We start from the raw sequence: 25915 nt of genomic DNA, 5'->3' as shown, positions 1-25915 counted from the left end.
TTCTTAATCAAAAATTATACACAGCATTATCTTTTATTTAAATATATTATTGTTTTAAATACTATTTTAAATAGGATGGATTTTTTTGAACATTTGTTAAATTTTCCTTCTGTATTCTCATACACAAAATGTATAACTTTAATGAAATAAAATGAATAAAAAAAAGATTTTTTTACTCTACATTACATATACAATTCCTTCAATTTCTCCCTCTTCTTATTTTGTATAAGGCTGACTCCCCATGCAAAAAACACAAAAACTAACTTTAGCAGTTTTAATTCAAGCTGCCTTAATCTCCACCGCCTATGCCAGCGAACAAAGCGAAGCGAAAGGCTTTATAGAAGATGCTGAAGGTTCGGTTTTATTTCGTACGGGCTTTATTGACCGTGACAAAAAAAATGTTCCAGCAGGCTCAGATACTCGCTCTTCAGCACAATCCGCAATTTTTGATTTAGAGTCTGGATATACCAAAGGTATTGTTGGTTTTGGTGTGGGCGTTGTAGGCGATGGATCCTTCAAGCTGGGTGAAAATTCTCATGCAGGTAATGGGATGATTCCGCTTCATAATAATGGTAATAAAGATGCTCAAGGCCGTGTAGATGCCTATGATCATTGGGCACGTGGTGGCGCCAATGTAAAAGCGCGTATTTCCAATACTGAAGTGCGTTATGGTACCCAAGTTTTAGATTTACCAGTACTTGCCAGCAATACTGGCCGTATGGTGCCTGAATATTTCACTGGCGTACTTGCTACAAGCCATGAAATTGAAAATTTGGAAGTTATTGCGGGTAAATTTACTAAGAACCAATATTCTGATCAAATTAACACTGATGGTGAAAACTTAGACCGTGCAGGGGTTTGGGGCGCAAAATACAAATTTAATGATGCTTTAAATGCATCTTACTATGGTCTAGACAGCAAAAATAAATTAGAGCGTCATTATGTAAATGCCAACTATAAACAAGCTTTGGCTAATGACAGCTCACTCACTTATGACTTCAGCGGTTATCACACTGAGTTTGATGAACAAGCAACTACTTATTCTTCAACAATTGGCAACAAAGATGTTTCCGGTCGAAGCAACAATATTTGGGCAATTTCAGGCACTTATAATACTGGTGCGCATAACGTAATGTTGGCTTACCAACAAAATACTGGCAACACCGGTTATGACTACGGCCAAAATGCTGACGGCTACCAAAGTATTTACTTGCCAAACTCTTACTTGTCTGACTTCGTCGGCAACCATGAGAAATCAGCACAAGTTCAATACAGCTATGACTTCGGTGCAATGAATGTACCTGGTTTAACTTGGACTACAGCGTATGTGTATGGCTGGGACATTAATGTTGCAGGCACCGCTCAAGAAGGTAAAGAAAATGAATTCTTTAACCAGGTGAAATACACAGTTCAAAGTGGTTTTGCTAAAGATGCCAGCTTACGTGTACGTAATTCCATTTACCGTGCAAACAATGCTTATGAAAATGCTTACATTGGTGACACCAATGAATGGCGTATCTTCCTTGATATTCCTGTGAAATTGTTTTAATTCACAGTAAGCTCAGGTCATAAAAAAACCTGCACTATGTGCAGGTTTTTTTGTTTTTGATATTTAACAACAAATGCGGAATACCAAAAATCAATTATGCATTTTTGTAAGCTTCAATTGAGCTAAGCACTTCTTGTTTCGCAACGTCCGCACCTTCCCAACCACTTAACTTAACCCATTTTCCTGGTTCTAAGTCTTTGTAGTGCTGGAAAAAATGTTCAATTTGACTGATCAATAACGGTGGAAGATCAGTATATTCTTTCACGTCTTTGTAAATTGGAGTCAATTTGTCATGTGGAACTGCGACCAATTTAGCATCGATACCACCGTCATCTTCCATGTTCAATTTACCGACAGGACGGCAACGAATCACTGAACCTGGTTCAACTGGGTGTGGTGTTACAACCAATACGTCTAATGGGTCGCCATCTAAAGACAAGGTATTTGGTACATAACCGTAGTTTGCTGGGTAGAACATTGCTGTACCCATGAAACGGTCGACAAATAACGCATCAGAATCTTTGTCGATTTCGTATTTGATTGGTGCTGCATTTGCAGGAATTTCAATAATGACATAGATGTCGTTTGGTGCATCTTTACCCGCTGGGATATTGCTGTAGCTCATAGCATCACTCTTTAACAAGTTAAATCTTATTTAAACCGGCACGATTATAACGGTTTTTGAGAATTAAATAACTTTGTGATTATACATCCGCCACGCCAAAATATGTATTTCCACGGACTGATGCCGCTCTTAAGTTAATTTAATCACCAGAAGTAATAAGCAAATAGGACACAGTAAAGCCAAGGTCCAAACAATGCTACGCAAAGTTGCCCAATTGGCTAAATAGCAAATACCGTAAATAATCCGTAAAACGATATAGGCAATACCAAAGGTCATGATTACAGTTTGAGGAACCACCATATATTCCGCCATTAAAATAGCAGCAATAAACAAGGGTAAACTTTCAAAACTATTTTGCTGTGCTGCATTGGCACGTGCGGCCAAGCCAGTAGTTTTGGCTAAAAAATCGCGCGGGTTTTGGTTATCTCGTCCTTTAAAGCCAGAGGTTTTTTTTGCAATCATTGTAAAAACATAAGGCAATAAACATGCAATTAAGATGAGATAGATTATTCCGCTGATATTTTGCATCTCATTTTTCTCATTAAGATTTTCTGCCAAGTATCATAGCATGACGGTTCAGTAATAATTTTTGTTAAATTATAATGTTTTTATTAATGAGGAATAAGGATTCCCTATGGTCAACCCAGATCAGCAAAAAATGTTGGATGTCCTTGAAAAACAGTGTTTGCATCAACTTAGAGTAGATCGTGTACTCAAAATGGTGTTGCCGATTGTGGGATTTTTACTTGCAGTCATGTGTGCCAATTTCAATCGACTTTCTTTGATTTTTACCATTGTGATTTCAATTATTGCACTTTGCATGGTCGGAATTAAACGTCAAGCCCTGTGGATATGGACGACAGTCGTTGCTGTCTACTGTGTACTTGATAATTTATATAGCTTTGATTCATTTGATTCCAAGCGCTACCTTTATCAGTTCGGTAGTATCACGACTTTTATATGGATTATGGGTATTGGCCGCCCTTATATTGATCGCTGGCTCATGAAAGATTAGAAAGTTCAGGGATAAAAAAAGCGCCGAGAATAGCGCTTTTTTTTATTGCAAGGTTTAGGCTGTTTTACGTAAATCTTTACGCAAGATTTTACCTACGTTTGATTTTGGCAGCTCATCCATAAATTCAACATAACGCGGACGTTTATAACCGGTTAAGTTTTCTTTAGCGAAAGCAAATAATTCTTCAGTGGTTAAAGACGGATCTTTTTTCACCACGAATAACTTAGGTACTTCGCCTGATTTTTCATCAGACACACCAACCACTGCAACTTCCAATACTTTCGGATGTTTAGAAATTACATCTTCAATTTCAGAAGGATAAACGTTGAAACCAGAAACCAGGATCATGTCTTTCTTACGGTCAACAATCTTGATATAACCCCGCGAATCCATCACACCAATATCGCCAGTACGGAAGAAGCCATTGCTCATAACTTTTTCAGTCTCATCCGGACGGTTCCAATAGCCTTTCATGACTTGTGGACCACGAATCGAGATTTCACCCTGCTCACCTAATGAAACTTCATTACCATCATCATCCAGGATCGCAACTTCAGTCAGTGGCAATGGAATACCAATTGTGCCGCTGAATTCCATAGATGAAGGTGGGTTCGCAGTCGCAACAGGTGAAGTTTCTGATAAGCCATAACCTTCAATAATGTTCGTACCGGTAACTTTCTTCCATGCTTCAGCTGTAGAAGCCAGAACTGCCATACCCCCACCCATCGCCATTTTAAGGTTGCTATGGTCGAGTTGTTTAAACTCTTCATTATTCACCAATGCATTAAACAAAGTGTTTACTGCTGGGAAGAATGAAGGACGATATTTGCGCAATTCTTTCATAACCGCTGGTAAGTCACGCGGGTTGGGAATCAGAATATTGGCTTGACCTTTATACATACCGTACATGGCACAAACCATGAACGCAAAAATGTGATAAAGCGGCAATGCACAGAAAATACGGTCATCTTTGGAACCATCTTGTGCACCAAATTTACTTTGGAAAATCCCATCACACTGCAACATGTTCGCGACAAGATTGCGATGTGTCAGTTCCGCACCTTTAGAAACGCCCGTCGTACCCCCTGTGTATTGCAGTACAGCAGTATCACTTAAAGTCAGATTAGGACGTTTGTAATTACTGGCACTGACTCTAGACATTGCAGCATTAAACTTGATATGACCTGGAATATCCCAAGCTGGAATTTGCTTACGTACTGAACGCAAGACAAAATTCACTAATGTGCCTTTTAATGCACCTAACATATCGCCCACTGAAGCCACAATCACATGCTTCACCGGTGTTTTACCAATAATTGCCTGGTAAACACTGGCAAAGTTTTCAACAATGACCAGCACTTCAGAACCCGAGTCATTTAACTGATGCTCAAGTTCACGCGAGGTATACAGCGGATTCACATTGACCAGAACCAAACCTGCACGGAATACACCCAATGCAACCACTGGATATTGCAGTACGTTTGGCATCATGACTGCGACGCGAGAACCTTTTGCCAAACCTAGGCTTTGTAAATAGGTTGCAAATTTACGACTTGCTTCTTCTAGTTCATTAAATGTTAAGACTTTATCCATAAAGATAAAGGCATCACGTGAACCAAATTTTTGAAAATTACGTTCAAAAATATCATTAAGTGAAGTATTTTCTGGGGGTAATTCTACAGTTTCAGGAATCCCTGTTTTTTGGTATTCATCGAACCAAATCTTTTCCATAATGCCCTTATCTCCAATCTGTAATCCTTAGTTTTCAACTGTTTTTCAATGTTATGCTCATTATTGAACTTGTTTATGCACAACATGACATCCATTTTCACGAATACCAATCATATATAACGTATTTTGATCAATGGATGCTAGTTTTATCTTTGAACGAACAGTTTATTTGCTTTTTGATATCCTCGTGGTAACAGTTGACCTTTAGTCGCTCTCTTACCAATATATTTTTGAAGATCATCACCTTTTAGTTTTAATTGTTGCTGTCCTGCAATCACTTGAATTATTTCATTTAAACAAAGTAATGTCATGGACAAAATTTGTTCTTTCGCTTCAAGTTGTATCAACTTATTTCCTTTACCCTTGTTCAGAATTGGCAATTCAGACAAATCAATCACCAATAAACGACCAGCGGTACTCAGGATGGCCAGATGGGTATTGGCATCCACCATCTGCAAGGGTAGTGCTTTGGCATCATCCGATACGGTCAAAAAGGCTTTACCGGCTTTGGCATTGGTATCGAGCTGTTTTGCATTGGATTTAAAGCCATAACCTTTGGAGCTCACCGCAATAATTTGCTGCTCATCGTCGGCAATCATAACTTGAATAAAGCCAATTCCATTTGCAGGAGCAAGCTTGGAGCTTAAAGGCTCTCCCAAACCACGTGCCGATGGCAAACTGTTAATCGCAAGTGCATAACTGCGTCCGGTTTCATCCAGTACATAAGCACGTTGATTCGACTTGCCGGTTGCATGACTTAAATATTGGTCTCCTGCCCGGAAATTTAGATTTTCAGCATCTACATCATGACCTTTTGCACTACGAATCCAGCCCGCTTCTGACAACACCACGGTGACAGGGTCAGCCGGCATTAAATCCTGTTCGCTAATTGCTGCGGCTTCCGCACGCTGTACGATTGGCGAACGGCGGTCATCACCAAATTTCTTGGCATCATCTTTCAGCTCAGTGATAATCAGATTCTTCAATGATTCCGGATTTGCCAATTGTTCACGAATAATCGCGGCTCTGGCCTCTAGCTCTTCCTGTTCACGGCGAATTTCCATTTCTTCAAGTTTTGCCAAATGACGTAACTTGAGTTCCAGAATGGCTTCGGCCTGAATTTCATCAATGCCGAAATGTGCAATCAGCTCGGCTTTCGGATGGTCTTCTTCGCGAATAATGCGAATGACGGTATCCAGATCCAGATACGCAATGAGAAGCCCGGCCAAGATATGCAGGCGTTTCTCAATTTTATTTAAATGATACTGCAGACGGCGGGTCACGGTATTCTTACGGATTTCAATCCATTCCAGCAAAATACGGCGAATCGATTTCACTTGCGGACGACCATCGGCACCAATCATGTTCATATTGACACGATAGCTCGATTCTAAGTCGGTCGTTGCGAACAAGTGACTCATCACCGCTTCGGCATCAATACGATTTGAACGCAGCACAATCACCAAACGGGTTGGATTTTTATGATCTGATTCATCACGAACATCGCTCACCAAAGGCAGCTTTTTCGCCTGCATCTGGTCGGCAATTTGACTGATCAGTTTTGAGCCTGAAACCTGATACGGCAGCTCTGTAATCACGATTTCATTTTTTTCTATCGTGTACACCGCACGCATGCGATAACTGCCACGACCTGTAGTTTGAATTTTTAACAAATCCTCAGCTGAGGTAATAATTTCCGCTCTGGTCGGTAAATCGGGTGCCGGAATATATTCGGCAACTTTTTCATCGCTTAAGTTCGGGTTGCGAATCAGGGCGATGGTGCCTTTGATGACTTCACGCAAGTTGTGTGGCGGGATATCGGTTGCCATACCCACGGCAATACCGGTGGTACCATTCAACAAGATATTCGGTACGCGTGCAGGCAGATTAACCGGTTCTTTCATGGAACCATCAAAGTTGTCCTGCCAGTCACAGGTACCTTGACCCAGTTCTGATAACAGCACTTCACTATAAAGTGAAAGTTTGGCTTCGGTATAACGCATTGCCGCGAAGGATTTCGGATCATCGGGTGAACCCCAGTTGCCCTGCCCTTCAATGAATGGATAACGATAGCTAAACGGCTGTGCCATCAGCACCATTGCTTCATAACAGGCCGAGTCACCATGTGGATGGTACTTACCGAGCACATCACCCACCGTACGGGCAGATTTTTTCGGCTTACCGCTATGCTTTAAACCCAGTTCACTCATCGCATAAACGATGCGGCGCTGCACGGGTTTTAAACCATCACTGATATGTGGCAATGCCCGGTCCATAATCACGTACATGGCATAGTTAAGGTAAGCTTGTTCAGTAAATTCTGCTACGGAACGATTTTCTGTCGCATGATGCACAAGGCTGGTCATAAAAGCGTGAAATCCTAAATAATTCGTTTTGTATCTATGCGGCTATGCTAAGTCGCGAGTGCCGACTACACAAGAGCAGTCAATGATACTGCACGACAAATTGTGTCTTATGAGATAAAAATATTCATTTTATGTTTACAAAGCAACTTAAAACCATTAACCGCATAAAAGTAAAATTCTATTGAACTTAAGTATAAATATAATTTTAATTGGCTATACTAGATAATAGTGCGCTACATATCACATTAATATGCATTTTCATTTAACTCTGTAACATTCTTTGGAAGCGTGTGACTCATCCTATGCAAATGTATATTCCTTATCAGCTTCGAGTAAAATTAAAACAGATTGATCCTATTTTAGATCCCCAGTGGCAACAAGATCTTAGTCTCCTGCTGGCCTCCACACCTGAACATCTGCATCCAAAGATAGAAGATGAATATTTAAAGCCCAAGAATATTCACTGGAACTATTTATCTCAAATTTTTGAGTTTAAAGGTCATATTGGTCTGCATGAACTTCATAGTTATATTCAGCATTCAGGTCTGTTACAGCTCGCCCAAAAAATTCGTACCACCTTTCAGTATTTAAAAAAATATCAAACTGATGTTCAAATTGCTGATTATTTAGAAACCATTACTTATGAAATTAACAGTCTGGAGCTACAAGATCAAAAAGATATTCAGGCTCAGCAGCTATTAAAAACCGCATTTTTATATGATGCTGCGCTGAGTATTAAGCAGATAAATTTTTCAGTCACCTCCAACTTCCGTGGTTTAACATCTGATCAAGTGCGCTGTTTTATCTTTGAAGTTTTCATAAAAAGTGAAATTTTGGGAAGCTGGTTTGCCCATATTTTACCCAGTGAATATGCGCAGCAAGAACTACCTGTTTTTAAAAATTATTTTAGTCATGAGCAGCATGTACGTGACTTTGAAATTATTCAAACTTCGGATTATTACTTTATCATTGGCAGTTCTTGGGACAGCCGGGTATCTTCTTATTCTATTCGACGTTTTTTAACCGAAGAAAATTTCGGCGTGGCAAATAAGTTTTATATAAGTGGCCTGGTTCTTGATCCTAAACAGATCGAGGTTGCCGACTACTTTGAAAATTTTAAACAACAGATGGGAAAAATGATTGGCTTACAACGCCAAATGAACCCTCACATTGTCGATCTGATGGAGTCATTACACCATTACAATCAACATCATCTTCGGCAAAAAATCATGCAAATGCTCGAAATCAAGGGTTTTTCAGTCGATCATTTGATTAATGAGCATTTAAAGGAAATTGAAAAAGACTTATGTGTATACATTCTTGAACCCTTTCAAAACGGTCTCAAAAACAGTATTCAACAACCTGACGAGTTAGAGTTTTGCTTTTTAAATATTCGACGCTTAATGAGTGAATTGTTGCACAGCTTTGAAATATTCTCTCAGGAACCTGCTATTCAATTTAATCCTCATGCACGTCAATTCAAGTACCGGCTGATTGCTTATCTCAATTTATTAAAGCAGCGTCATGCTTATATTTTTGTTCAGTTTGAAGATCAAGATCACTATCAGCACCATCTTAATTTAGTGACGACTCCCTTGGAACAGCTGCGAGATCAGGTGAATGGTGCCATTGAACAATGTCGTCTCCTGCAACAGCAGTTGCGCCAATTGGAACGCGATGCCAAACAATCGGCAAAAACGACCTTTATCAAACGTCTAATCAGTAAGCCAGAAAATAATATTAAGAAAATAAATGTATTAAAAACATCAATGGTTGAGGTTCATCATCGCTGTTATTTAGAGATCATCCACATTCAAAAACAGTTCTCTCAGCACAGTCTTTATTTAGAATCGAAAAATTTAATTTCCACAAGCGATTCAAAGGTACGCCATTATGCCTTTGCAGATGGCGAAAATGGCATGACACGATTGCCTCTTTTACTGCAATTACCCGAGAACCGGGACAGCTTTAACCTGCAAAGCATAGCCTTGGTTTTAGTTCAAGATATGGTGCATTCTGCCAAACATTAGGGAATCGACTGATTCCCTAGGTTTGATATTTAGCACTTTGATTAAGTTATAGCGGCTTAGAGCCCCATCGATTCTAAAGTCTTGCCTTTGGTTTCTTCACCTAAGACTAAAATTACAAAAGCAACACCCAGCAATACTGCAGTAAACATCGTAAAGACGTGGCTGAAACCATTGTTCATCACCATCATATGGGTGACTACAATCGGCGCTACAATCCCGCCCATACGCCCCACAGCAGAGGCCCAGCCCGAACCAAAGGCACGAATATTAGTTGGATACTGTTCTGGCGTATAGGTATAAAGCACGCCCCATGCACCCAAGTTAAAGAACGACATCAGGCAACCCCACAACATAATCATGTTCACAGTATTGGCTTGGCCAAAGAAATAAGCCGAAACCGCACACATGCCAATAAAGCCCGCCAATGTGGCTTTACGTCCCAGTTTTTCTACCAGCCATGCTGCCGCGACATAACCTGGAAGCTGCGCCAGAATCATGATCAGTACATATTCAAACGACTGTACGATGGTATAACCCTGTTTGACCAGCAAACTTGGCAACCAGGTAAAAATCCCATAATACGAATAGACAATGCCGAACCAAATCAGCCATAGCATTAAGGTACGACGGGCAAATGGGCCGGTCCAAAGCTGTTTAAAAGAAATATTCTGTTTTTCTGCAACAGGTTTAACTTCAATGTGCTCAATTACTTCCACGCCACATTGACGTTCCAGTTTTTGAATCAAAGCATGGGCTTCTTCAATCCGTCCCCGGTTAATCAAATATGGAACGGATTCCGGTACTTTTTTCAGAATCATAAATACATAAATGGCAGGCAAACCACCAATTAAAAATGCGACATGCCAGCCATAACTTGGAATCACAAAATAAGACACCAAGGCTGCAACCAGCCAGCCCAAGCCCCAAAAACTTTCCAGTAAAACGATAAAACGTCCACGTACTTGCGCAGGAATGTATTCACTGACCAAAGTCACAGCAACCGGAAGCTGCCCACCTAGGCCCAGCCCCACAATAAAACGAAAGATCAATAACCAGGTCAAATTGGGTGCAAAGGCACATAAAGCGGTAGCGATACTATAAGTCACCAAGGTAATCGCAAATACGGTACGACGCCCAATGCGATCGGCCAATCCACCAGAGAACACCGCGCCAATGGCCATCCCGACAAAGCCAATTGACACCACCCAACCTTTTTCAGTTGGGGTCATGTTCCATTCTTCGGCCATGGTGGTCAAAATAAAAGCAATCAGACCGGTATCCATTGCATCGAACATCCAGCCAAGTCCGATCACCCATAGCAAGGTATAGTGAAACTTACCAATGGGTAAGCGTTGTACGCGTGAGACTAAATCCATAACAAGATCTCTGATGTGATGAAAGGATGCATACTGCTTTCCCAACAGGATTTATGATTTTGCTGATTTTTATCGTTTAATTAAAAAATTATGCACGCTTATCTGGTCGCTCATCTCTTATTGTTTATGCAATTTTTTATGAAGCATCTTTGGAAGATGCTGATTGATCATCATCATCTTTATAAATGAATTTCGGCATTTCCAGTCCGAAGTAGATGGCGATACAGCGTAAAGAGAAACCGAAAATCAGGGTCGAAATCACGGTCACTTCCAACGAGAAACCGATCTCCTGGCAAACCCAATAACAGATAACAGAAACAAAGGAAATACTGGCATACAGTTCACGGCGGAACACCAAGGGTACATCATTACACAGGATATCACGCAGAATACCGCCAGATACACCAGTAAGAACACCGGCCACGGCAGAAACCACAAAACCATGCCCCATCTGAAGTGCAATCTGGCAACCAATCACAGTAAAGCCAATCAGCCCCATGGCATCGAGAATCAGGAAAATTGAGCGCAAATGGCGCATCCATTTGGCAATCAGAATTGTGACAAAAGCAGCAGCGCAGGTCAGCACGAGATATTCAGGATGTTTGACCCAGGTCAGTGGATAATGTCCGAGTAATACATCCCGAACTGAACCGCCACCCAGTGCAGTCACACAAGCAATCAGTATTACCCCAAACCAATCCATACTACGCCGACCAGCAGACAAAGCCCCTGTCATGGCTTCTGCCGTAATCGCAATAATATAAATCACCAATAGCAACATTGCCCTTCTTCCACTGAGGGTAATCGATGCACGTTATTCTAAGGCAAATCCAGAGGAAATTTACAGATATTGTGCACAACATTGTTTAAATTTTTTCCCCGATCCACAAATGCAAGCTTGCTTCATGGTAATTTTCATCTCAGCGGTTGGATCCAGAAAATACCAGGCATCAGCATGTTGTACAAAATGTGAAATTTCATGATGAACCTGAGCCTGTTTGCCATCATGATAATGTGCCTTGAATTCTACCTGTGCATGATTTTTATCTATTTTTTCTTTGGCTTGCACAATTTCCAGCTTAAGCCACTGATTGGATTTACTCCAGTCGGCGATGGCAGCCACATCTAAGGCCTGTTGCTGTCCAATAGCTGTGGTTTTAACAATATATTCAATCTCATGCTTGGCAAATGCACTATAACGTGAACGCATCAGCTGTTCTGCGGTCTGTGCTTTCGCATTTCCCAAATGCAGCGGCTGGCAACAGCTGGCATATATCCCAACACCACATGGACAATTAATTTCTGACATTAAATTTTCCCCATAAAAAATAGCCTGACGATGCAGGCTATTTTAATCAATTATCTTGGTTTAAAGATCATCTACCGTAATTTAGTTAATCATCGGCATCATTTTCAATTTGCGGAATGATATGGACTTTATCAATTTTATGACCGTCCATCGTGACTACTTCAAAGATATGGCTATCAGCTTCAAGTTTTGCGCCACTTTCCGGCAAATGGCCCAAGTGGTGTAAAATATAGCCTGACAAGGTTGAATACTGTTCAGACTCATCGACCAGATCGCGACCCAAAAGTAAGGATACGTGACGAATATCCGTCGAGCCATCCAGAATTAAAGTTCCATCTTCCAAACTTTCTGCAGCCGTTTCAAATTCGTCTTCATCAGGAAATTCACCGGCAATCGCTTCAAGAACATCAATAGGGGTGGCAATTCCTTCAATCGACCCATATTCATTCAGCACAATCGCCAACTGTAACGGTGCCTGGCGTAACTGCTCCATCACCATCAATACCTGGGCATTTTCATGCACAATCACCGGTTCACGTAAGTGACGTTCAAAATTGAGCACACCGGTTTCAATGTATTCATTCATTACTTTATGGGTCAGGACTACACCGGCAATATTGTCCAGCTCACCATGCGCAACAATTAAACGCGAATGGGTCATGCTCAATAACTGTTCTTTAATGTCAGCATCGTCTTCGTCTAAATCAATCCATTCCAGTTCAGGACGTGGTGTCATCACTGATTTCACCGGTCGTTCAGACAGTCCCAGTACCCCTTGTACCATCACACTATGATAAGCGCCATTTTGTTCATTAAAGACTTCATCGGCAAATGCACGGGTTGCCAGTACATCCTCGCTATCATTATTTTGCGATTCTGACTTGCCACCCAGCATACGCATCACTGCAGAAGCGGTACGGTAACGCAAGTCCGTGGTGGTAACCATTTTCTCTTGATTACGGCGCATGGTCTGGTTAATAAATTCGACTACCACCGAGAACCCAATTGCAGCGTATAAGTAGCCTTTAGGAATATGGAAACCGAAACCTTCAACAATGAGCGAGAAACCAATCATCATCAAGAAGCCCAGACATAGAATAACCACGGTTGGATGCTTGTTAACGAAATCCATCAGCGGTTTTGATGCCCAAAGCATAATGCCGACTGCAATCACCACCGCAATCATCATGACAGAAAGGTCTTTCACCATTCCGACTGCAGTAATCACACTGTCTAAAGAAAATACCGCATCCAGCACCACAATCTGAACAATTACCATCCAGAAAGCAGCATGCACCGGGTTCTCTTCTTTCTGCGGTTGAGTTCCTTCAATGCGTTCATGCAGTTCCATGGTGCCTTTAAATAAAAGGAACACACCACCAAACAATAGAATCAAGTCTCGACCGGAGAAAGGATGCTCCAAAACATGGAACAGGGGTTGGGTTAAGGTCACAACCCAGGCAATGGAAGCCAGCAAAATTAAGCGCATACCCAAAGCAAGGAGCAAGCCGACAATACGACCGGCATTACGTTGTTCTGGTGGGAGTTTTTCCGCCAAAATGGCAATAAAGACCAGATTGTCGATCCCGAGAACAATTTCTAAAACCACTAACGTGGCCAGTCCAATCCATGCAGCTGGATCTGACATCCATTCAAAGATCATTGGATGTTCTCCTGCAGGGGATTAAGAACTGATTTTAGGAGGTTCATATTAAAATCGGCGAATATTCTATGAACAGCATTCTGTATATTTTTTGCGGAAGAATTGAGATGTTCAGAGTGAGGACAACCACTACCCATGTTGATTCATTTATTGGAAAACAGATTTTTAGTATAGCAAGATGAACCAGAAATTCATCTTTTTTTCAGCTCTCCCTCTTCTCTCTTCCCCAGTTTTAACAAATCTTTGCAAAGCCTGTGCATGACATCACATGCTGTGTCATATTTTTTGTCTAAGCTAGAGCATGAAAAAATAAAGTGCTATGGTAAAAAGTATAATGATGAACAGTGTATTAAAAATGACTCCAAAACATAAAAATCCTACGCCCAAAACCACTCAACCTTTAATTGCCCTGTATTGCGGTTCACGCTCAGGCAACAAGCCCATTTACCAGGAAAAAGCCATTGCTCTGGCTCAAGGTCTTTCAGGTCTGGGTTTTGGGCTGGTCTACGGTGGTGCCAGTATTGGCTTAATGGGACAGGTCGCCGATGCGTTCAGACAACGCGGTGGTCAGACGGTCGGAGTGATTCCTGAATTCATGCTTGATTATGAAATTGCACATAACCAACTCACCGAGTTGCATATCGTAGAAAGTATGCATGAGCGCAAGGCCATGATGGCGGAACGTGCCAGTGCTTTTGTTGCCCTGCCCGGTGGCTTGGGTACCTTTGAAGAAATTCTGGAAATTGCCACCTGGGGCCAGCTGAATCAGCATCAAAAGCCCATGATGCTGTATAACGTGAATGGCTTTTATGATGCCTTAATTGCCCAACTTGATCATGCGGTCAGTGAGGGCTTTTTACCACCACAGCATCGGGCGAAACTGATTATTTGCAATCATGCAGATCAGATTGTGAATGCGATTAAAAATCTTGGCGCTCCAAAACATTTTGCCATTTAAATTTATGTCATCACAGTAAAAAACAATAAAAAAGCGAGCCTAAAGCTCGCTTTTTTATTGTTCTGTATGCGCTATAAATTTGAAATAAAGTTATAGAACCATGGTAGCGTCGTTGCCAAGACAATACTCATGATTAAGCCAACCATCAACTTCATCGCATCTTTACTGACATTGCGTGAAGTCCGGTATTTATTGACCTCCGCCAGATGCATCGACATGGCAAATTCACGACCAGCCAGCAGACCCAAGAATACCCAGGTGGTACTCATGGGAATATTGCTCCACTCTTTGAAAACCAGCAAAATAATGGCGTAAATAAAATCGATAATGGTTGCGGAACGAATATCCGCCACACCGGTTTTGGTATCGATAATTTTTTGGATTGCACCACCACGTTGATAGAAAATCATGCCCAATAGAATGACAAAAACCAAAATCGCGAAAATCAAAAATTCCAGCGGAACCTGACGTGGCACATAAACGAAAATATTGGCCAGATCCTGAATCAGCCATTGGCTCCATAAAAACGCTGTGGACACCCATTGCAAACCAATCCAGACATTAGAAACTTTATGGTCTCGGGTTTTACTGAAATAAACTGAAATGCCTTTAATCACAAAACGATAAACAATAATGGCCACTACAAATGCAACGGCATAACCCATCATCGATTTGGTCAGCATGGAACCCAGACTGCTTGGCGAAAAAATGGTGAGGACTAAAAATGTGGTACTGACCGGAATGCCATATTTAGTTAAAATAATCAGTAATATAGGCGGAACAATATACAGCCAGGTAATTCCGCCTTCGGGAAAAGGAATGGTTTCCAGACGACCATATGAGGCATCACCAACACCTGAAGCCCACCAACCATAAAGCAAGACTACGCTTAAAATACTACTGGTATATAGCCACAGTATCCACCAGGGACGATGGGCATTGGATGAAATAAAGGTACCTAAGGTTTGCGGCACATCATTTCCGACAATTGAATACGCGGCTAGACAGAAGCCAACAATCATCAAAATTTCGATTGTCATAAAAACAAAACCTTTTTCACCAATTAAAAGTACTCGTCCAGCGCGGCTGGAGGCGGGGTCAGATTATGACAGTTTTATGTCATTTTAATGACATCAGCATAACAAGATTTTGTTATCGCCGACAAAAAAGCAGCTTAATGTTGTTTTTATCTGCAATTTTTTCTTTTAAAGAAACTGGATGGCGTAGAGTTGAATAACTGACTTCATTAGGAGAAGAAGAGTAAAAAGCTGAGCTATGCTCTGAATTTTATTTTCTTTGTATGAAATTTCAACTAGTTTGTCGATCAAAAACAGGAATCGGGTGTCCGTCTGATCTGTGCTTTTTGCGCTTTGCAGAAGATTGATAGAGCAACTTTTTTCTTACACTATATTTAGTCGGTTCCTTTAAACTATTTAAAAATTTTACTTTTATAATATTATGAACACCACGCCATCCCATGAAGCCTTACAACCTGAATTTAGACTACTGGTCTTTTTAGTGTCTATTGGCTTTTTTATGCAAGGTTTGGACACCACCATTGTCAATACCGCAATTCCTGCAATGGCGGCAAACCTGGGTGAAGATCCGCTTCGAATGCAGAGTGTGGTGGTGGCCTATGTGCTTTCCGTGGCTGCTTGTATTCCATTAAGTGGCTGGCTGGCAGACCGATTTGGAGTACGCAGCACCTACTTTAGCGCAATTATTATCTTTACTCTGGCATCTTTAGGATGTGGACTTGCCAACAGCTTAAATGAACTGCTGGTCTATCGGGTTATTCAGGGAATTGGCGGGGCATTATTATTACCTGTCGGTCGCTTGGCCATGCTCAAGGTTATTCCGCGTAACCAATTTTTGTCTGCCATGAGTTTGATGAGTCTTGCAGGACTAATGGGTCCGCTTATCGGCCCGACACTGGGTGGATGGATGGTCGAAGTGACGACCTGGCACTGGATCTTTCTGATTAACATTCCAATGGGACTTTTAGGCTGTTTAATTACAGTTAAAGCCATGCCAAATGTGACTGAACCTACTGTTAAATCATTCGATTTTTCCGGTTTTATACTGTTGGTGATTGCGATGGTGGGCGTTTCAATGGGGGTCGAAAACTTTTCTAGCCCCCATCATTCGCTGTGGTGGAGTACTGGATTAATTACTGCCGGTTTGATAGCAGCTGCTATTTATGCCTATCATGCCCATAGTCATCAAAATGCACTGTTCCGCAGCAAGTTATTTAGTAATCAAATTTATGCCATTGGTATTATTGGTAATTTCTTTGCCCGCTTAGGCGGCAATGCTATGCCTTTTTTACTCCCCCTGATGTTGCAGGTAGCCTTTGGTTTTGAGCCGTTTATTACCGGTTTGTTAATGATCCCCACCGTACTGGGTTCACTGGCATCAAAGCCGGTTATTCGTCAAATTGTTCAACGCTTTGGCTATAGAAAAATATTATTGGTCAATACCTTGTTGGTCGGCGCGTGTATTGCCAGTTTTGCCTTGACTACGGCAAACACGCCTATCTGGTTACGCGCTTTGCATTTCTTTATTTTTGGCATTCTGAATTCTCTGCAGTTTGTATCGATGAATACATTCACTTTAAAGGATTTACCGCAACAGGATGCCAGCAGTGGCAATAGTTTCTTATCAATGATTATGATGGTATCCATGAGTATTGGCGTGGCGTTGGCAGGAACCTTGGTGAACGTCTTTACAGCGTATTATGGCGTCGAAAACATTACTACGGCATTTCATAGCACCTTGATTTTACTGGGCTGTATTAACCTTATCACTGCCTATATTTTCTGGCATATTCCCCACAAGACCCCAGTTTAAGTGGATTGAAGAAACAACGTGGTTTGCAGCTTCAGATCGCGTTATCATGTACTCGATCAATCATGTCTAAATTATATATGCCTAAAAAACGATTTGCCCAGACTAGCCCTAAAAAGCTTTACGTCTCTTGCGCAGGCTTGGTGCTAATGTGCATCGCAATCGTATTTTATGTTTTTGTATTGCATCATAATCCTGCCTCAGCACAGGAATATCCGATTAAAGGTTTTGATGTATCGCATCATCAAGGTGATATTCAGTGGAAGCTAATTTCCCCAAAAAATTATCAATTTGTTTATCTCAAAGCTACGGAAGGTGGCGATTTTAAAGATCGAAAATTTCAAGACTATTGGCTGCAAGCGCGTGAACATGGCTTGATGGTCGGTGCTTATCATTTTTATCGTTTATGCCGTGACGGTGAAATTCAGGCACAAAATTTTATTGAAACCGTACCCAATAAAGCCGATGCCTTACCGCCAGTGATTGATCTGGAATATGACAGCAATTGCATCAACACCTATACTAAGGAACAACTGCTTAAAGAAATTCAGGTCATGCATGATCGCTTATATCAGCATTATGGCAAACAACCCATTTTCTATATTTCCAAGTCATTTTATAACATTATTCTGGCTGGGGAATTTTCCAAAACGCCACTGTGGGTTCGTGAATATCAGGGCAAACCAGATTTAAAAGGCACGCCGAAATGGCTGTTCTGGCAGCATACCAATCAGGGAACCATCAAAGGCATTGCTAAAGTTGTCGACTTAAATGTGTTTAATGGAGATCAATCTGACTGGATCAGTTTTTTAGAAAAAAATAAAATTTACACTCAAAAACCAATTGAAAATTTACCGAAAAAATAACAAGATGAGATTAATTTCTCATCAACAATAAAAATAATACCCAACTACAAGCAGGAAAATTATGTCGATTAAAAAAGGTCTTTGGATTTCATTGGGACTGTTTATTCTGTTGGTAGTGGCTGGCATTGTTTTTTTACTGCAACCTTCCGGTCAAGTGTCTGATTTTCAAAAATGGCAATATCAAGCCGCTGAAAACACATCCACATCTTCACGCCTGAAGGTAAAGTTTTTTGGTGTTTCAACATTACTTTTTGATGATGGCAAAACCCAGATTTTAATTGATGGATTCTTTACTCGCCCTTCCCTGTCTCAAGTTCTGTTTCAAAAAATTCAAAGTACGCCTGATGTAATCCGGCGAATGGTTCAGCAACAGCACTTACAGCGTACTCAGGCGATTTTAGTAACACATTCACATTATGATCACGCACTGGATATTGCCGAGCTTGGCAAGCAACTCCCCTATACAAAAATTATCGGTTCAAATAGTACGCTAAATATTGCCCGTGGTGGGGCAGTTGCAGAACAGCAACTAATCCAGGTTCAACCTTTACATCCTATGTCCTTTGGTGAGTTCACCATCATGGCCATTGCTTCGCAACATACCCCGCCCACTACAGTGAATAATGATTTGGGTGAGGAAATTTCCCGACCCCTGCAACAACCGGCCCGTTTTTTTGAATTTAAAGAAGGTCATAGTTTTGATTATCTGATTGAACATCAAGGACATAAGATTTTAGTCAAAGCCAGCACCAGTGTGATTCCTAATCAACTGAGAGATTTAAAGATCGATACCTTATTTTTAGGTATTGCCCAGCTGTCACGTCAGTCGACTGAATTTCAGCAAAATTATCTGAATGAAACCCTTAAAACATTAAAACCCAAAGCGGTTGTACCCATTCATTGGGATGACTTTTTTAAACCTGTGGATCAGCCTTTGGAGTTTTTACCTTATCTGGCGGATAATACAGACAAAAGCTTAAAAATTCTGATTCAAGCTACTGAACGACACAAAATCCAGGTGGTTTTACTCAGTCAGCCTGTGTCGTATCCACTTGAACTTGCTCTACAATCTCCGCCATGAAAGTGAGATACTAAAGAAAGACCGAATTAAAGGCAGAATTTAGCACTGCATGAGAAAAATCATTCACATTGATATGGATGCCTTTTATGCCTCCGTGGAACTCAAAGACCGACCTGAATTAAAGCATTTACCCGTGGTGGTTTCTTCGCATCATCCACGCGCGGTGGTTTGTGCAGCATCTTATCCTGCACGCGAGTTTGGTCTGCGCTCAGCCATGTCGATGTCACAAGCCAGAAAACGCTGCCCTCAAGTGGTGGTAATTGAACCTGATTTTGAGAAATATCGCACTGTCTCTGCCCAGATTCATCAGATTTTTCAGCGTTATACAATGCTCATTGAACCCTTGTCTTTAGATGAAGCCTACTTAGATGTCACAGAAAACTTACAGAACATTTCTAGTGCAACTGAAGTCGCCATGCGAATCCGGGAAGATATTTTTCAAATCACTGGCTTAACTGCATCGGCCGGTGTCGCTCCAAATAAGTTTTTAGCTAAAATTGCCTCGGACTGGCATAAACCCAATGGCATTTGTGTAATTAAACCTTCACAGGTGCAAAATTTTATTCAACATTTACCGCTGAAAAAAATTCCCGGTGTAGGCAAAGTTACCCAAGAAAAACTCAAAATTTTGCAATTGGAGACCTTGGGCGATTTACAGAAAATTGAGGAAGCCCTACTGATTCAGCATTTTGGCAAATATGGTGGGCAGCTGTTCCGCTATGCGCAAGGGATTGATGAGCGCCCCATCCAAACTGAGCGCGAACGTCAGCAAATTTCTAAAGAAACCACTTTTGATGATGATCTGACTTTAATCCAATGCCAGAATTATTGGCCTAAACTGCTGGAGCAAGTCTGGCAAAGTCTGGATAAAAAACACCTTTGTGCACGCGGGGTTTCGGCCAAACTCAAACTGAAAAATTTCCAGGTTTTACAGCATAGTAAAAGTTTTAAACAGCCCTTGGAAAATCAGAAACAATTGGAAGATGTACTTCAGCAATTGCTGATTGAAATGCAGATTTCTAAACACTTTCAATTTCGCTTAATCGGTGTTGGGGTTTACCAACTTTCTGACCAGAAAGATCAGCCTCAGCTTTCTCTTTGGTGAGTATTTGGATATTTTTCAATCAAAAGAATAAAATTAGACCAATTAATAATACACAATTGCTCATTTTGCGCTACTCTATTGGTGCGATACATTTATCCATGTAGCCGCTGAGATGCTAAAAATCACCTTTACTTTTAGCATGCTGTCCTGTGATTGGCGTGACGATCAAATCCGAATGTTACAGGGCAACTCTGTTGTAAACCATGGAACTCCCCCATCTTGCATGTCTTCTGCGTATATCTAAAAATCTATCTGCAAACCTATAAGAACAGCGCGCGTAAAGAAAGCTGTGCTCAGTCGTTTCATTGCTACTGTTGTCAATTTATACACTTTTGTACTTTATTACATTGTTGCTGCACTCATTTTTAAAGACCAATTTCCCCTGTAAAGATGGCAATATAGCTACCTTAGCTGCGCTTGTAACATTTAGGGTGGGCTTTTATTCTGACTTAATTTTTGATCCTATATTTGCTGACTAATTTTGTCCTGAATTATTGAACCCATAATTTATGGCAGGGATGTAGTTCTTTTTAAATATCAAGCTTAGGGTCGGTGCAATCAGCTGTTGCTGTATTCCATTTTTTGTCTGGATTTACAGATCGTCTTGATCATCCGAAAATATGGTTGTGATGGTGGGTTTGATTGGCGCCCTTATCGCTGCGATAATACTCAAAACACAGGATTAAAATTTATGAACGTTCAGCGTCTACATGTAGAAAAGCGTTATTGCGAAGTGGCAATTTCAGGAAATCTGATCCATTTGGCAGGTCAATTGGCCAATGACACCTCACTGGATATTAAAGCGCAGACTCAAGAAACAATGGCTAATATTGATCGTCTATTAGCGGAGGCAGGAACCGATAAAACTCATATTCTATCTGTTATGATTTTCTTAAAAGATATAGAACAGGACTATGCTGCAATGAACGAAGTTTGGGACGCTTGGGTCCCTGAAGGTCAAGCACCTGCACGAACATGTGTTGAATCAAGACTCTATGCACCAGATGTATTAGTTGAAATGACGGTGACTGCTGTTCGGACTTCACATTAAAAGAAATAAATAAGCAAGCATGAAAATATGACTTCATGCTGTTATGATTAACCCACGATTCGAATTTTCTTTCGTTCCAACTCAGGATAAAAACTATACTTCTTTGGGATATCTTCAACCTGCGTATCTAAATGGTTGTGAAGAGATTTATCCAATAGAAAATCTTGTCTTAACTGATAATATTCAGGTACATCTTCATAGCGAATCACACGGTATCCCGCCATAGCCAAAAGCGCATCTTGATATTGCGCATTCTGTGGCCGTTTTAATGCCATCGGATCGTCAAGTGCAATAATGGCTGTAACTTGATGATGATTATCAAGCACAACAAAGTCTGCTACCATATTACGATATTTATAGCGGGTACGAGAGTATTTGGTCGTCAATAATGCATCAAATGAAACATGTGCCAATACGGTGCTCTGGGGCAATATTTCCTTGAGTCGGGTATAGGTTAATTGTTCACTAATATTAAAGATAGCTCTTTGCTTTAAAGCACTATCTTGCTGTTTGGTACTACTTTCGAGACTTTTCCAAGCCATGATCAGCATACACAAGAGGAGGAAACTCCCGACCAAAATATAAATCATCATCCGCTTAATCCTTTAAAATTTTTTTATAGTCTGTCCGGTATCACACCGATTATGAAATTCAGTATACAGCTCGTATTTTTATTAAATATTTCAAATAAACAAACTTCATTGAACAATGACGAAATTATTATAAAAACTGACATAAAATTGCATTTCTTTTATTTTCGCCATTTATGCCAAAATTAATCCCTAATCCGACATTTAAAGTAAGGGTATATCAAGATCAAGCGTAAATGCAATAAGACTACAAGATATTGTCAGACAATTCCGACGAAATTTTTCTTCGTGATTTATTTAATTTATTCATAAAAAAAAGGATGCCTGAGCATCCTTTTTTATTTTCCGGACTAAGCTCTCGATTTCGGCTTAGGTTTGCCTTTTGGTTTAGGCCCACCAAACGGTTTTTTCGCATCCCCTGTTTCACGAGGTGGCAAGCCGGTATGCTGAGTCAAAATCTGACCTTTTTCAGGACGCTTTTTGGTATTTGACGGACGTGACGGGTTGGCTGCCGAATTATTCCGAACAGTATTATCAGCGCTACGTTTTTGCGAATCGCCGGCAACTGTCGAATTTTTCTTACGTGCCGATTGATACTGACCTTCAGTGCCCGCAGGCTGATAGGTCGGAATCAAATGCTGTTTCGAGTTACCAATCAGGTCAGAACGGCCCATTTCTTTCAAGGCTTCACGCAGCAATGGCCAGTTATTCGAATCATGGTAACGCAAGAAGGCTTTATGCAAACGACGACGCTTGTCCCCTTTCACGATGTCCACATTTTCAGTATAACGCGCCACTTTCGCCAACGGGTTTTTACCGGTGTAGTACATGGTGGTTGCTGTTGCCATTGGTGAAGGATAGAAAGTCTGTACCTGATCGGCACGGAAACCATTCTTCTTCAACCAAACCGCCAAGTTCATCATATCGTAATCGGTAGTACCCGGATGCGCCGCGATGAAGTAAGGAATAAGATATTGTTCTTTGCCTGCTTCCTTACTAAAACGGTCAAACATCTGTTTAAAGCGATCATAGGTACCAATACCCGGTTTCATCATCTTCGACAATGGACCTTTTTCGGTATGTTCCGGGGCAATTTTAAGGTAACCACCGACGTGATGCTGAACCAGCTCTTTCACATATTCAGGGTTCAACACAGCCAAGTCATAACGCAGACCTGAACCAATCAGAATCTTTTTAATGCCTTTCAATTCACGTGCTTTACGATACAACTGCGTCAATGGTGCATGATCAGTATGCAAGTTTTGACAAACACCCGGGAATACACACGATGGTTTACGACAGTTTTTCTCAATTTCAGGATCTTTACACTGCAAACGATACATGTTCGCAGTCGGACCACCTAGGTCGGAAATAATACCAGTAAAGCCAGGTGCGGTATCACGAATTTTTTCCACTTCGCGCAGAATCGATTCTTCAGAGCGGTTCTGAATAATACGACCTTCATGTTCGGTAATCGAACAGAAAGTACAGCCGCCAAAACAGCCACGCATGATATTTACAGAGAACTTGATCATGTCGAATGCTGGGAAACGTGCCTCACCATAAGATGGATGTGGCAGACGTGCATACGGCAAGTCAAACACATAATCCATTTCTTCTGTCGTTAACGGAATGGGTGGCGGATTTAACCAGACATCCCGTTCACCATGCTTTTGTACCATGGCACGGGCATTACCTGGGTTAGTTTCCAAATGCAAAATACGGTTGGCATGAGCATACAGAACCGGATCACTAGCCACTTCTTCAAATGCAGGCAAGCGAATCACAGCCAGTTCACGTGGCGGTAATTTATGTTTAATCGCTTTGGATGGCGCAACTTGAAGCTGAACAATTTGCGTATCGGCGTCCAGATTATCCCCTTCGTGGATAATTGGATTGGCAACCGGTTCTTTTTGAAAATTTTGATATTGAGTTAAAGAGTTACCTTTGTCTTTTTCTATTTCACAGCCGTCTAAATCTTCAGTCATCACATAAGGATTGATGATTGGATCTACACGTCCGATGCTATCGACATCGTTGGATGCAATTTCGACAAACTTGGCTTTAGAGGCACGGTTATGTTTATTCACAATAAATGCCGTACCGCGGACATCGGTAATTTCGTGAATTTTTTCGCCTTTAGCCAAACGATGCATGACTTCAGTAATTGAACGTTCACCATTACCGTACATCAACAAATCAGCTTTTGAATCCATCAACACCGAACGACGAACTTTATCTGACCAGTAGTCATAATGCGCAATACGACGCAATGATGCTTCAATCCCGCCTAAGAGTACTGGAACGTCAGGGAATGCTTCACGGCAGCGCTGACAATAAACAGTTGCTGCACGATCTGGACGCTTGTTCGGCTGATTATCTGGTGAATAAGCGTCGTCAGAACGGATTTTACGGTCCGCGGTATAACGGTTGATCATGGAATCCATATTGCCAGCGGTCACGCCCCAAGCAATAGTCGGTTTACCCAACACACGGAATGCTTCAGGATCGGTCCAATCAGGCTGAGCGATAATCCCCACACGGAAGCCTTGTGCTTCAAGGGCACGTCCAATAATGCCTGAACAGAAAGATGGGTGGTCGATATAAGCATCGCCACAAACTAAAATAAAGTCACAGGCATCCCAGCCGAGTAGATCCATTTCCTCGCGTGACATCGGCAAAAATGGTGCGGGTTCAAAACAAGACGCCCAATATTTGTCGTAATCAAACAACGCGGTCGGCGCTGTCTGTGCGGTATAAGCTGTAGACATGGCTAGCAAATTCTCGGCTGGCAGATGAAAGATCTAAAATGAGATCAAAGAAGAAAGCCGATTATTTTACCATGAATTCCCCTTATATTCCTGATTAAAAAATATACCAAAACAGTAATTTAAATTTTTAATTACTCATTTTTGATAAAGATGGTCGACGAGGGAGCCGGATAGAAAAAAAACTATCGAGAGAATCAGCATTGTTATTAACATTGTAGTAAAGTAAGTATGTTGTCTCGCCCCCGACCTATTGCATCCGCTTGCTGCATAAGGTGAACTCTAAATTCCCACAATATATAAGCAATGAAATCAATCCAATCCCGGCTAGTGAAAGTTCAAAGAGTTTCTCTAACAGTGATAACTCATATAGTTAAACACTGTAATAAAACATCCCATCAAACTAAAACCTTTGGCAAAAGTAAGTAAAACTTCGGATCAGCCAATTTTTTAACCAAGGATTCTCTAAAATGAGCAAAGCGAATCAGATCAGGTTTAAAGTGCTTAGACGTGGGGAAAATCTTATAAAAAGTCACCGCAATAACCAAATCAAATAAAGCAATCATCAAGGTTACCATTTAAAAATAAAATTCACCAAAACCCCCAGCAATGACATGACTATCCATTCCGCCAATAGCAGCACTACTACCCCATGGCAAAACAGATATCTTTTTTACTATTAATAATTTCTTTAATAATCAAAGATGTAACTTTGGGGACGACTTCTATTTCTGCAAAAAATGCTCTGCTGAAATTGTGGAAAGCAGATTCAACGTACTCTTAAATTAAATACTTAATCCAAGAAAAAGCTCCCCACGGACTACGGAGCTTTGTAAAAATATAAATTTCCGCGCATAAAAAAAACCCCCTCTGCCTGTGGCGGAGGGGGTTTTGGAATTAATGAGCTGGCGATGACTTACTCTCACATGGGTAACCCCACACTACCATCAGCGCAAAGAGGTTTCACTTCTGAGTTCGGGAAGGG

At 41.1% G+C, this 25915-nt stretch carries 21 protein-coding genes; 9 read left to right on the top strand and 12 right to left on the bottom strand.

The window, feature by feature from the left end; translation table 11 throughout:
• Positions 1-241 precede the first annotated feature (241 nt).
• On the top strand, positions 242-1549 hold the full coding sequence (locus ACKI4H_RS00425; RefSeq protein WP_407303135.1) for an OprD family outer membrane porin: 1308 nt from the start codon (positions 242-244) through the stop codon (positions 1547-1549).
• 94 nt (positions 1550-1643) lie between these two features.
• Here the strand turns inward: ACKI4H_RS00425 and ppa are convergent, their stop codons facing one another.
• Both ppa and ACKI4H_RS00415 read right to left on the bottom strand, forming a co-directional pair.
• Positions 1644-2174 (bottom strand): inorganic diphosphatase, encoded by a 531-nt coding sequence (gene ppa, locus ACKI4H_RS00420; RefSeq protein ID WP_131267988.1) that lies wholly within the window; start codon positions 2172-2174, stop codon positions 1644-1646.
• 129 nt (positions 2175-2303) lie between these two features.
• A complete protein-coding gene (locus ACKI4H_RS00415) occupies positions 2304-2702 on the bottom strand; it encodes an MAPEG family protein (protein WP_407303133.1) in 399 nt (132 codons plus the stop codon).
• 106 nt (positions 2703-2808) lie between these two features.
• Here ACKI4H_RS00415 and ACKI4H_RS00410 point away from each other — a divergent pair, with 106 nt between their 5' ends.
• Positions 2809-3189 (top strand): hypothetical protein, encoded by a 381-nt coding sequence (locus ACKI4H_RS00410; RefSeq protein ID WP_407303132.1) that lies wholly within the window; start codon positions 2809-2811, stop codon positions 3187-3189.
• Positions 3190-3243: 54 nt separating this feature from the next.
• Here the strand turns inward: ACKI4H_RS00410 and ACKI4H_RS00405 are convergent, their stop codons facing one another.
• The gene (locus ACKI4H_RS00405; RefSeq protein ID WP_407303131.1) at positions 3244-4920 is read right to left on the bottom strand and encodes an AMP-binding protein; all 1677 of its coding nucleotides are present in this window, start codon (positions 4918-4920) and stop codon (positions 3244-3246) included.
• 146 nt (positions 4921-5066) lie between these two features.
• Positions 5067-7286 carry a DNA topoisomerase IV subunit A gene (gene parC / locus ACKI4H_RS00400; protein ID WP_407303130.1) on the bottom strand — a complete coding sequence of 740 codons (2220 nt, stop codon included), beginning with the start codon at positions 7284-7286 and terminating at the stop codon, positions 5067-5069.
• Positions 7287-7576: 290 nt separating this feature from the next.
• Between parC and ACKI4H_RS00395 the strand changes: the two genes are divergently transcribed.
• Positions 7577-9316: a hypothetical protein gene (locus ACKI4H_RS00395; protein ID WP_407303129.1), complete on the top strand. Its 1740-nt coding sequence runs from the start codon at positions 7577-7579 to the stop codon at positions 9314-9316.
• 56 nt (positions 9317-9372) lie between these two features.
• Here ACKI4H_RS00395 and ACKI4H_RS00390 read toward each other — a convergent pair whose 3' ends face one another.
• From ACKI4H_RS00390 to ACKI4H_RS00375, 4 genes are all read right to left on the bottom strand, one after another.
• Positions 9373-10692: an MFS transporter gene (locus tag ACKI4H_RS00390; RefSeq protein WP_407303128.1), complete on the bottom strand. Its 1320-nt coding sequence runs from the start codon at positions 10690-10692 to the stop codon at positions 9373-9375.
• A gap of 136 nt (positions 10693-10828) precedes the next feature.
• On the bottom strand, positions 10829-11473 hold the full coding sequence (locus ACKI4H_RS00385; protein WP_407303126.1) for a trimeric intracellular cation channel family protein: 645 nt from the start codon (positions 11471-11473) through the stop codon (positions 10829-10831).
• Between the two features lie 60 nt (positions 11474-11533).
• Positions 11534-12001 (bottom strand): YchJ family protein, encoded by a 468-nt coding sequence (locus ACKI4H_RS00380; protein ID WP_407303125.1) that lies wholly within the window; start codon positions 11999-12001, stop codon positions 11534-11536.
• Between the two features lie 85 nt (positions 12002-12086).
• On the bottom strand, positions 12087-13664 hold the full coding sequence (locus tag ACKI4H_RS00375; protein WP_407303123.1) for a TerC family protein: 1578 nt from the start codon (positions 13662-13664) through the stop codon (positions 12087-12089).
• A gap of 337 nt (positions 13665-14001) precedes the next feature.
• On the opposite strand from ACKI4H_RS00375, the gene ACKI4H_RS00370 reads away from it, so the two are divergent.
• Complete coding sequence (locus tag ACKI4H_RS00370) at positions 14002-14622, top strand: TIGR00730 family Rossman fold protein (RefSeq protein ID WP_407303220.1); 621 nt, start codon at positions 14002-14004, stop codon at positions 14620-14622.
• 71 nt (positions 14623-14693) lie between these two features.
• On the opposite strand, the gene ACKI4H_RS00365 is transcribed toward ACKI4H_RS00370, so the two are convergent.
• Entirely contained in the window at positions 14694-15662 is a 969-nt protein-coding gene (locus ACKI4H_RS00365) for a hypothetical protein (protein ID WP_407303122.1), read from the bottom strand.
• 418 nt (positions 15663-16080) lie between these two features.
• On the opposite strand from ACKI4H_RS00365, the gene mdtD reads away from it, so the two are divergent.
• The 5 genes from mdtD to ACKI4H_RS00340 all read left to right on the top strand — a co-directional run bounded on the left by mdtD (position 16081) and on the right by ACKI4H_RS00340 (position 21572).
• Positions 16081-17472 (top strand): multidrug transporter subunit MdtD, encoded by a 1392-nt coding sequence (mdtD, locus tag ACKI4H_RS00360; protein ID WP_407303121.1) that lies wholly within the window; start codon positions 16081-16083, stop codon positions 17470-17472.
• Between the two features lie 62 nt (positions 17473-17534).
• On the top strand, positions 17535-18335 hold the full coding sequence (locus ACKI4H_RS00355) for a GH25 family lysozyme (RefSeq protein ID WP_407303120.1): 801 nt from the start codon (positions 17535-17537) through the stop codon (positions 18333-18335).
• Between the two features lie 61 nt (positions 18336-18396).
• The gene (locus ACKI4H_RS00350) at positions 18397-19416 is read left to right on the top strand and encodes an MBL fold metallo-hydrolase (RefSeq protein ID WP_407303118.1); all 1020 of its coding nucleotides are present in this window, start codon (positions 18397-18399) and stop codon (positions 19414-19416) included.
• Positions 19417-19465: 49 nt separating this feature from the next.
• The gene (gene dinB / locus ACKI4H_RS00345) at positions 19466-20521 is read left to right on the top strand and encodes a DNA polymerase IV (RefSeq protein WP_407303117.1); all 1056 of its coding nucleotides are present in this window, start codon (positions 19466-19468) and stop codon (positions 20519-20521) included.
• 691 nt (positions 20522-21212) lie between these two features.
• Complete coding sequence (locus ACKI4H_RS00340; RefSeq protein WP_407303116.1) at positions 21213-21572, top strand: RidA family protein; 360 nt, start codon at positions 21213-21215, stop codon at positions 21570-21572.
• A 47-nt stretch (positions 21573-21619) separates the two neighbouring features.
• Here ACKI4H_RS00340 and ACKI4H_RS00335 read toward each other — a convergent pair whose 3' ends face one another.
• From ACKI4H_RS00335 to ACKI4H_RS00325, 3 genes are all read right to left on the bottom strand, one after another.
• Positions 21620-22165: a DUF2726 domain-containing protein gene (locus ACKI4H_RS00335; RefSeq protein ID WP_407303115.1), complete on the bottom strand. Its 546-nt coding sequence runs from the start codon at positions 22163-22165 to the stop codon at positions 21620-21622.
• A 347-nt stretch (positions 22166-22512) separates the two neighbouring features.
• Positions 22513-24933, bottom strand: a complete 2421-nt coding sequence (locus ACKI4H_RS00330) for a YgiQ family radical SAM protein (RefSeq protein ID WP_407303114.1) — start codon at positions 24931-24933, stop codon at positions 22513-22515.
• Between the two features lie 395 nt (positions 24934-25328).
• Positions 25329-25496: a hypothetical protein gene (locus tag ACKI4H_RS00325; protein WP_407303112.1), complete on the bottom strand. Its 168-nt coding sequence runs from the start codon at positions 25494-25496 to the stop codon at positions 25329-25331.
• Positions 25497-25915 lie beyond the last annotated feature (419 nt).

The organism is Acinetobacter sp. (assembly GCF_045628685.1).
Lineage (GTDB): Bacteria > Pseudomonadota > Gammaproteobacteria > Pseudomonadales > Moraxellaceae > Acinetobacter.
Note: the sequence above shows the minus strand (reverse complement) of the source record. Positions and strands in the feature narration are given on the sequence as shown.

Coding starts and splice junctions, on each gene's coding strand:
- ACKI4H_RS00425 (WP_407303135.1), top strand. CDS start 242: ATGCAAAAAACACAAAAACTAACTTTAGCAGTTTTAATTCAAGCTGCC.
- ppa (WP_131267988.1), bottom strand. CDS start 2,174: ATGAGCTACAGCAATATCCCAGCGGGTAAAGATGCACCAAACGACATC.
- ACKI4H_RS00415 (WP_407303133.1), bottom strand. CDS start 2,702: ATGCAAAATATCAGCGGAATAATCTATCTCATCTTAATTGCATGTTTA.
- ACKI4H_RS00410 (WP_407303132.1), top strand. CDS start 2,809: ATGGTCAACCCAGATCAGCAAAAAATGTTGGATGTCCTTGAAAAACAG.
- ACKI4H_RS00405 (WP_407303131.1), bottom strand. CDS start 4,920: ATGGAAAAGATTTGGTTCGATGAATACCAAAAAACAGGGATTCCTGAA.
- parC (WP_407303130.1), bottom strand. CDS start 7,286: ATGACCAGCCTTGTGCATCATGCGACAGAAAATCGTTCCGTAGCAGAA.
- ACKI4H_RS00390 (WP_407303128.1), bottom strand. CDS start 10,692: ATGGATTTAGTCTCACGCGTACAACGCTTACCCATTGGTAAGTTTCAC.
- ACKI4H_RS00385 (WP_407303126.1), bottom strand. CDS start 11,473: ATGTTGCTATTGGTGATTTATATTATTGCGATTACGGCAGAAGCCATG.
- ACKI4H_RS00380 (WP_407303125.1), bottom strand. CDS start 12,001: ATGTCAGAAATTAATTGTCCATGTGGTGTTGGGATATATGCCAGCTGT.
- ACKI4H_RS00375 (WP_407303123.1), bottom strand. CDS start 13,664: ATGATCTTTGAATGGATGTCAGATCCAGCTGCATGGATTGGACTGGCC.
- ACKI4H_RS00370 (WP_407303220.1), top strand. CDS start 14,002: ATGAACAGTGTATTAAAAATGACTCCAAAACATAAAAATCCTACGCCC.
- ACKI4H_RS00365 (WP_407303122.1), bottom strand. CDS start 15,662: ATGACAATCGAAATTTTGATGATTGTTGGCTTCTGTCTAGCCGCGTAT.
- mdtD (WP_407303121.1), top strand. CDS start 16,081: ATGAACACCACGCCATCCCATGAAGCCTTACAACCTGAATTTAGACTA.
- ACKI4H_RS00355 (WP_407303120.1), top strand. CDS start 17,535: ATGTCTAAATTATATATGCCTAAAAAACGATTTGCCCAGACTAGCCCT.
- ACKI4H_RS00350 (WP_407303118.1), top strand. CDS start 18,397: ATGTCGATTAAAAAAGGTCTTTGGATTTCATTGGGACTGTTTATTCTG.
- dinB (WP_407303117.1), top strand. CDS start 19,466: ATGAGAAAAATCATTCACATTGATATGGATGCCTTTTATGCCTCCGTG.
- ACKI4H_RS00340 (WP_407303116.1), top strand. CDS start 21,213: ATGAACGTTCAGCGTCTACATGTAGAAAAGCGTTATTGCGAAGTGGCA.
- ACKI4H_RS00335 (WP_407303115.1), bottom strand. CDS start 22,165: ATGATGATTTATATTTTGGTCGGGAGTTTCCTCCTCTTGTGTATGCTG.
- ACKI4H_RS00330 (WP_407303114.1), bottom strand. CDS start 24,933: ATGTCTACAGCTTATACCGCACAGACAGCGCCGACCGCGTTGTTTGAT.
- ACKI4H_RS00325 (WP_407303112.1), bottom strand. CDS start 25,496: ATGATTGCTTTATTTGATTTGGTTATTGCGGTGACTTTTTATAAGATT.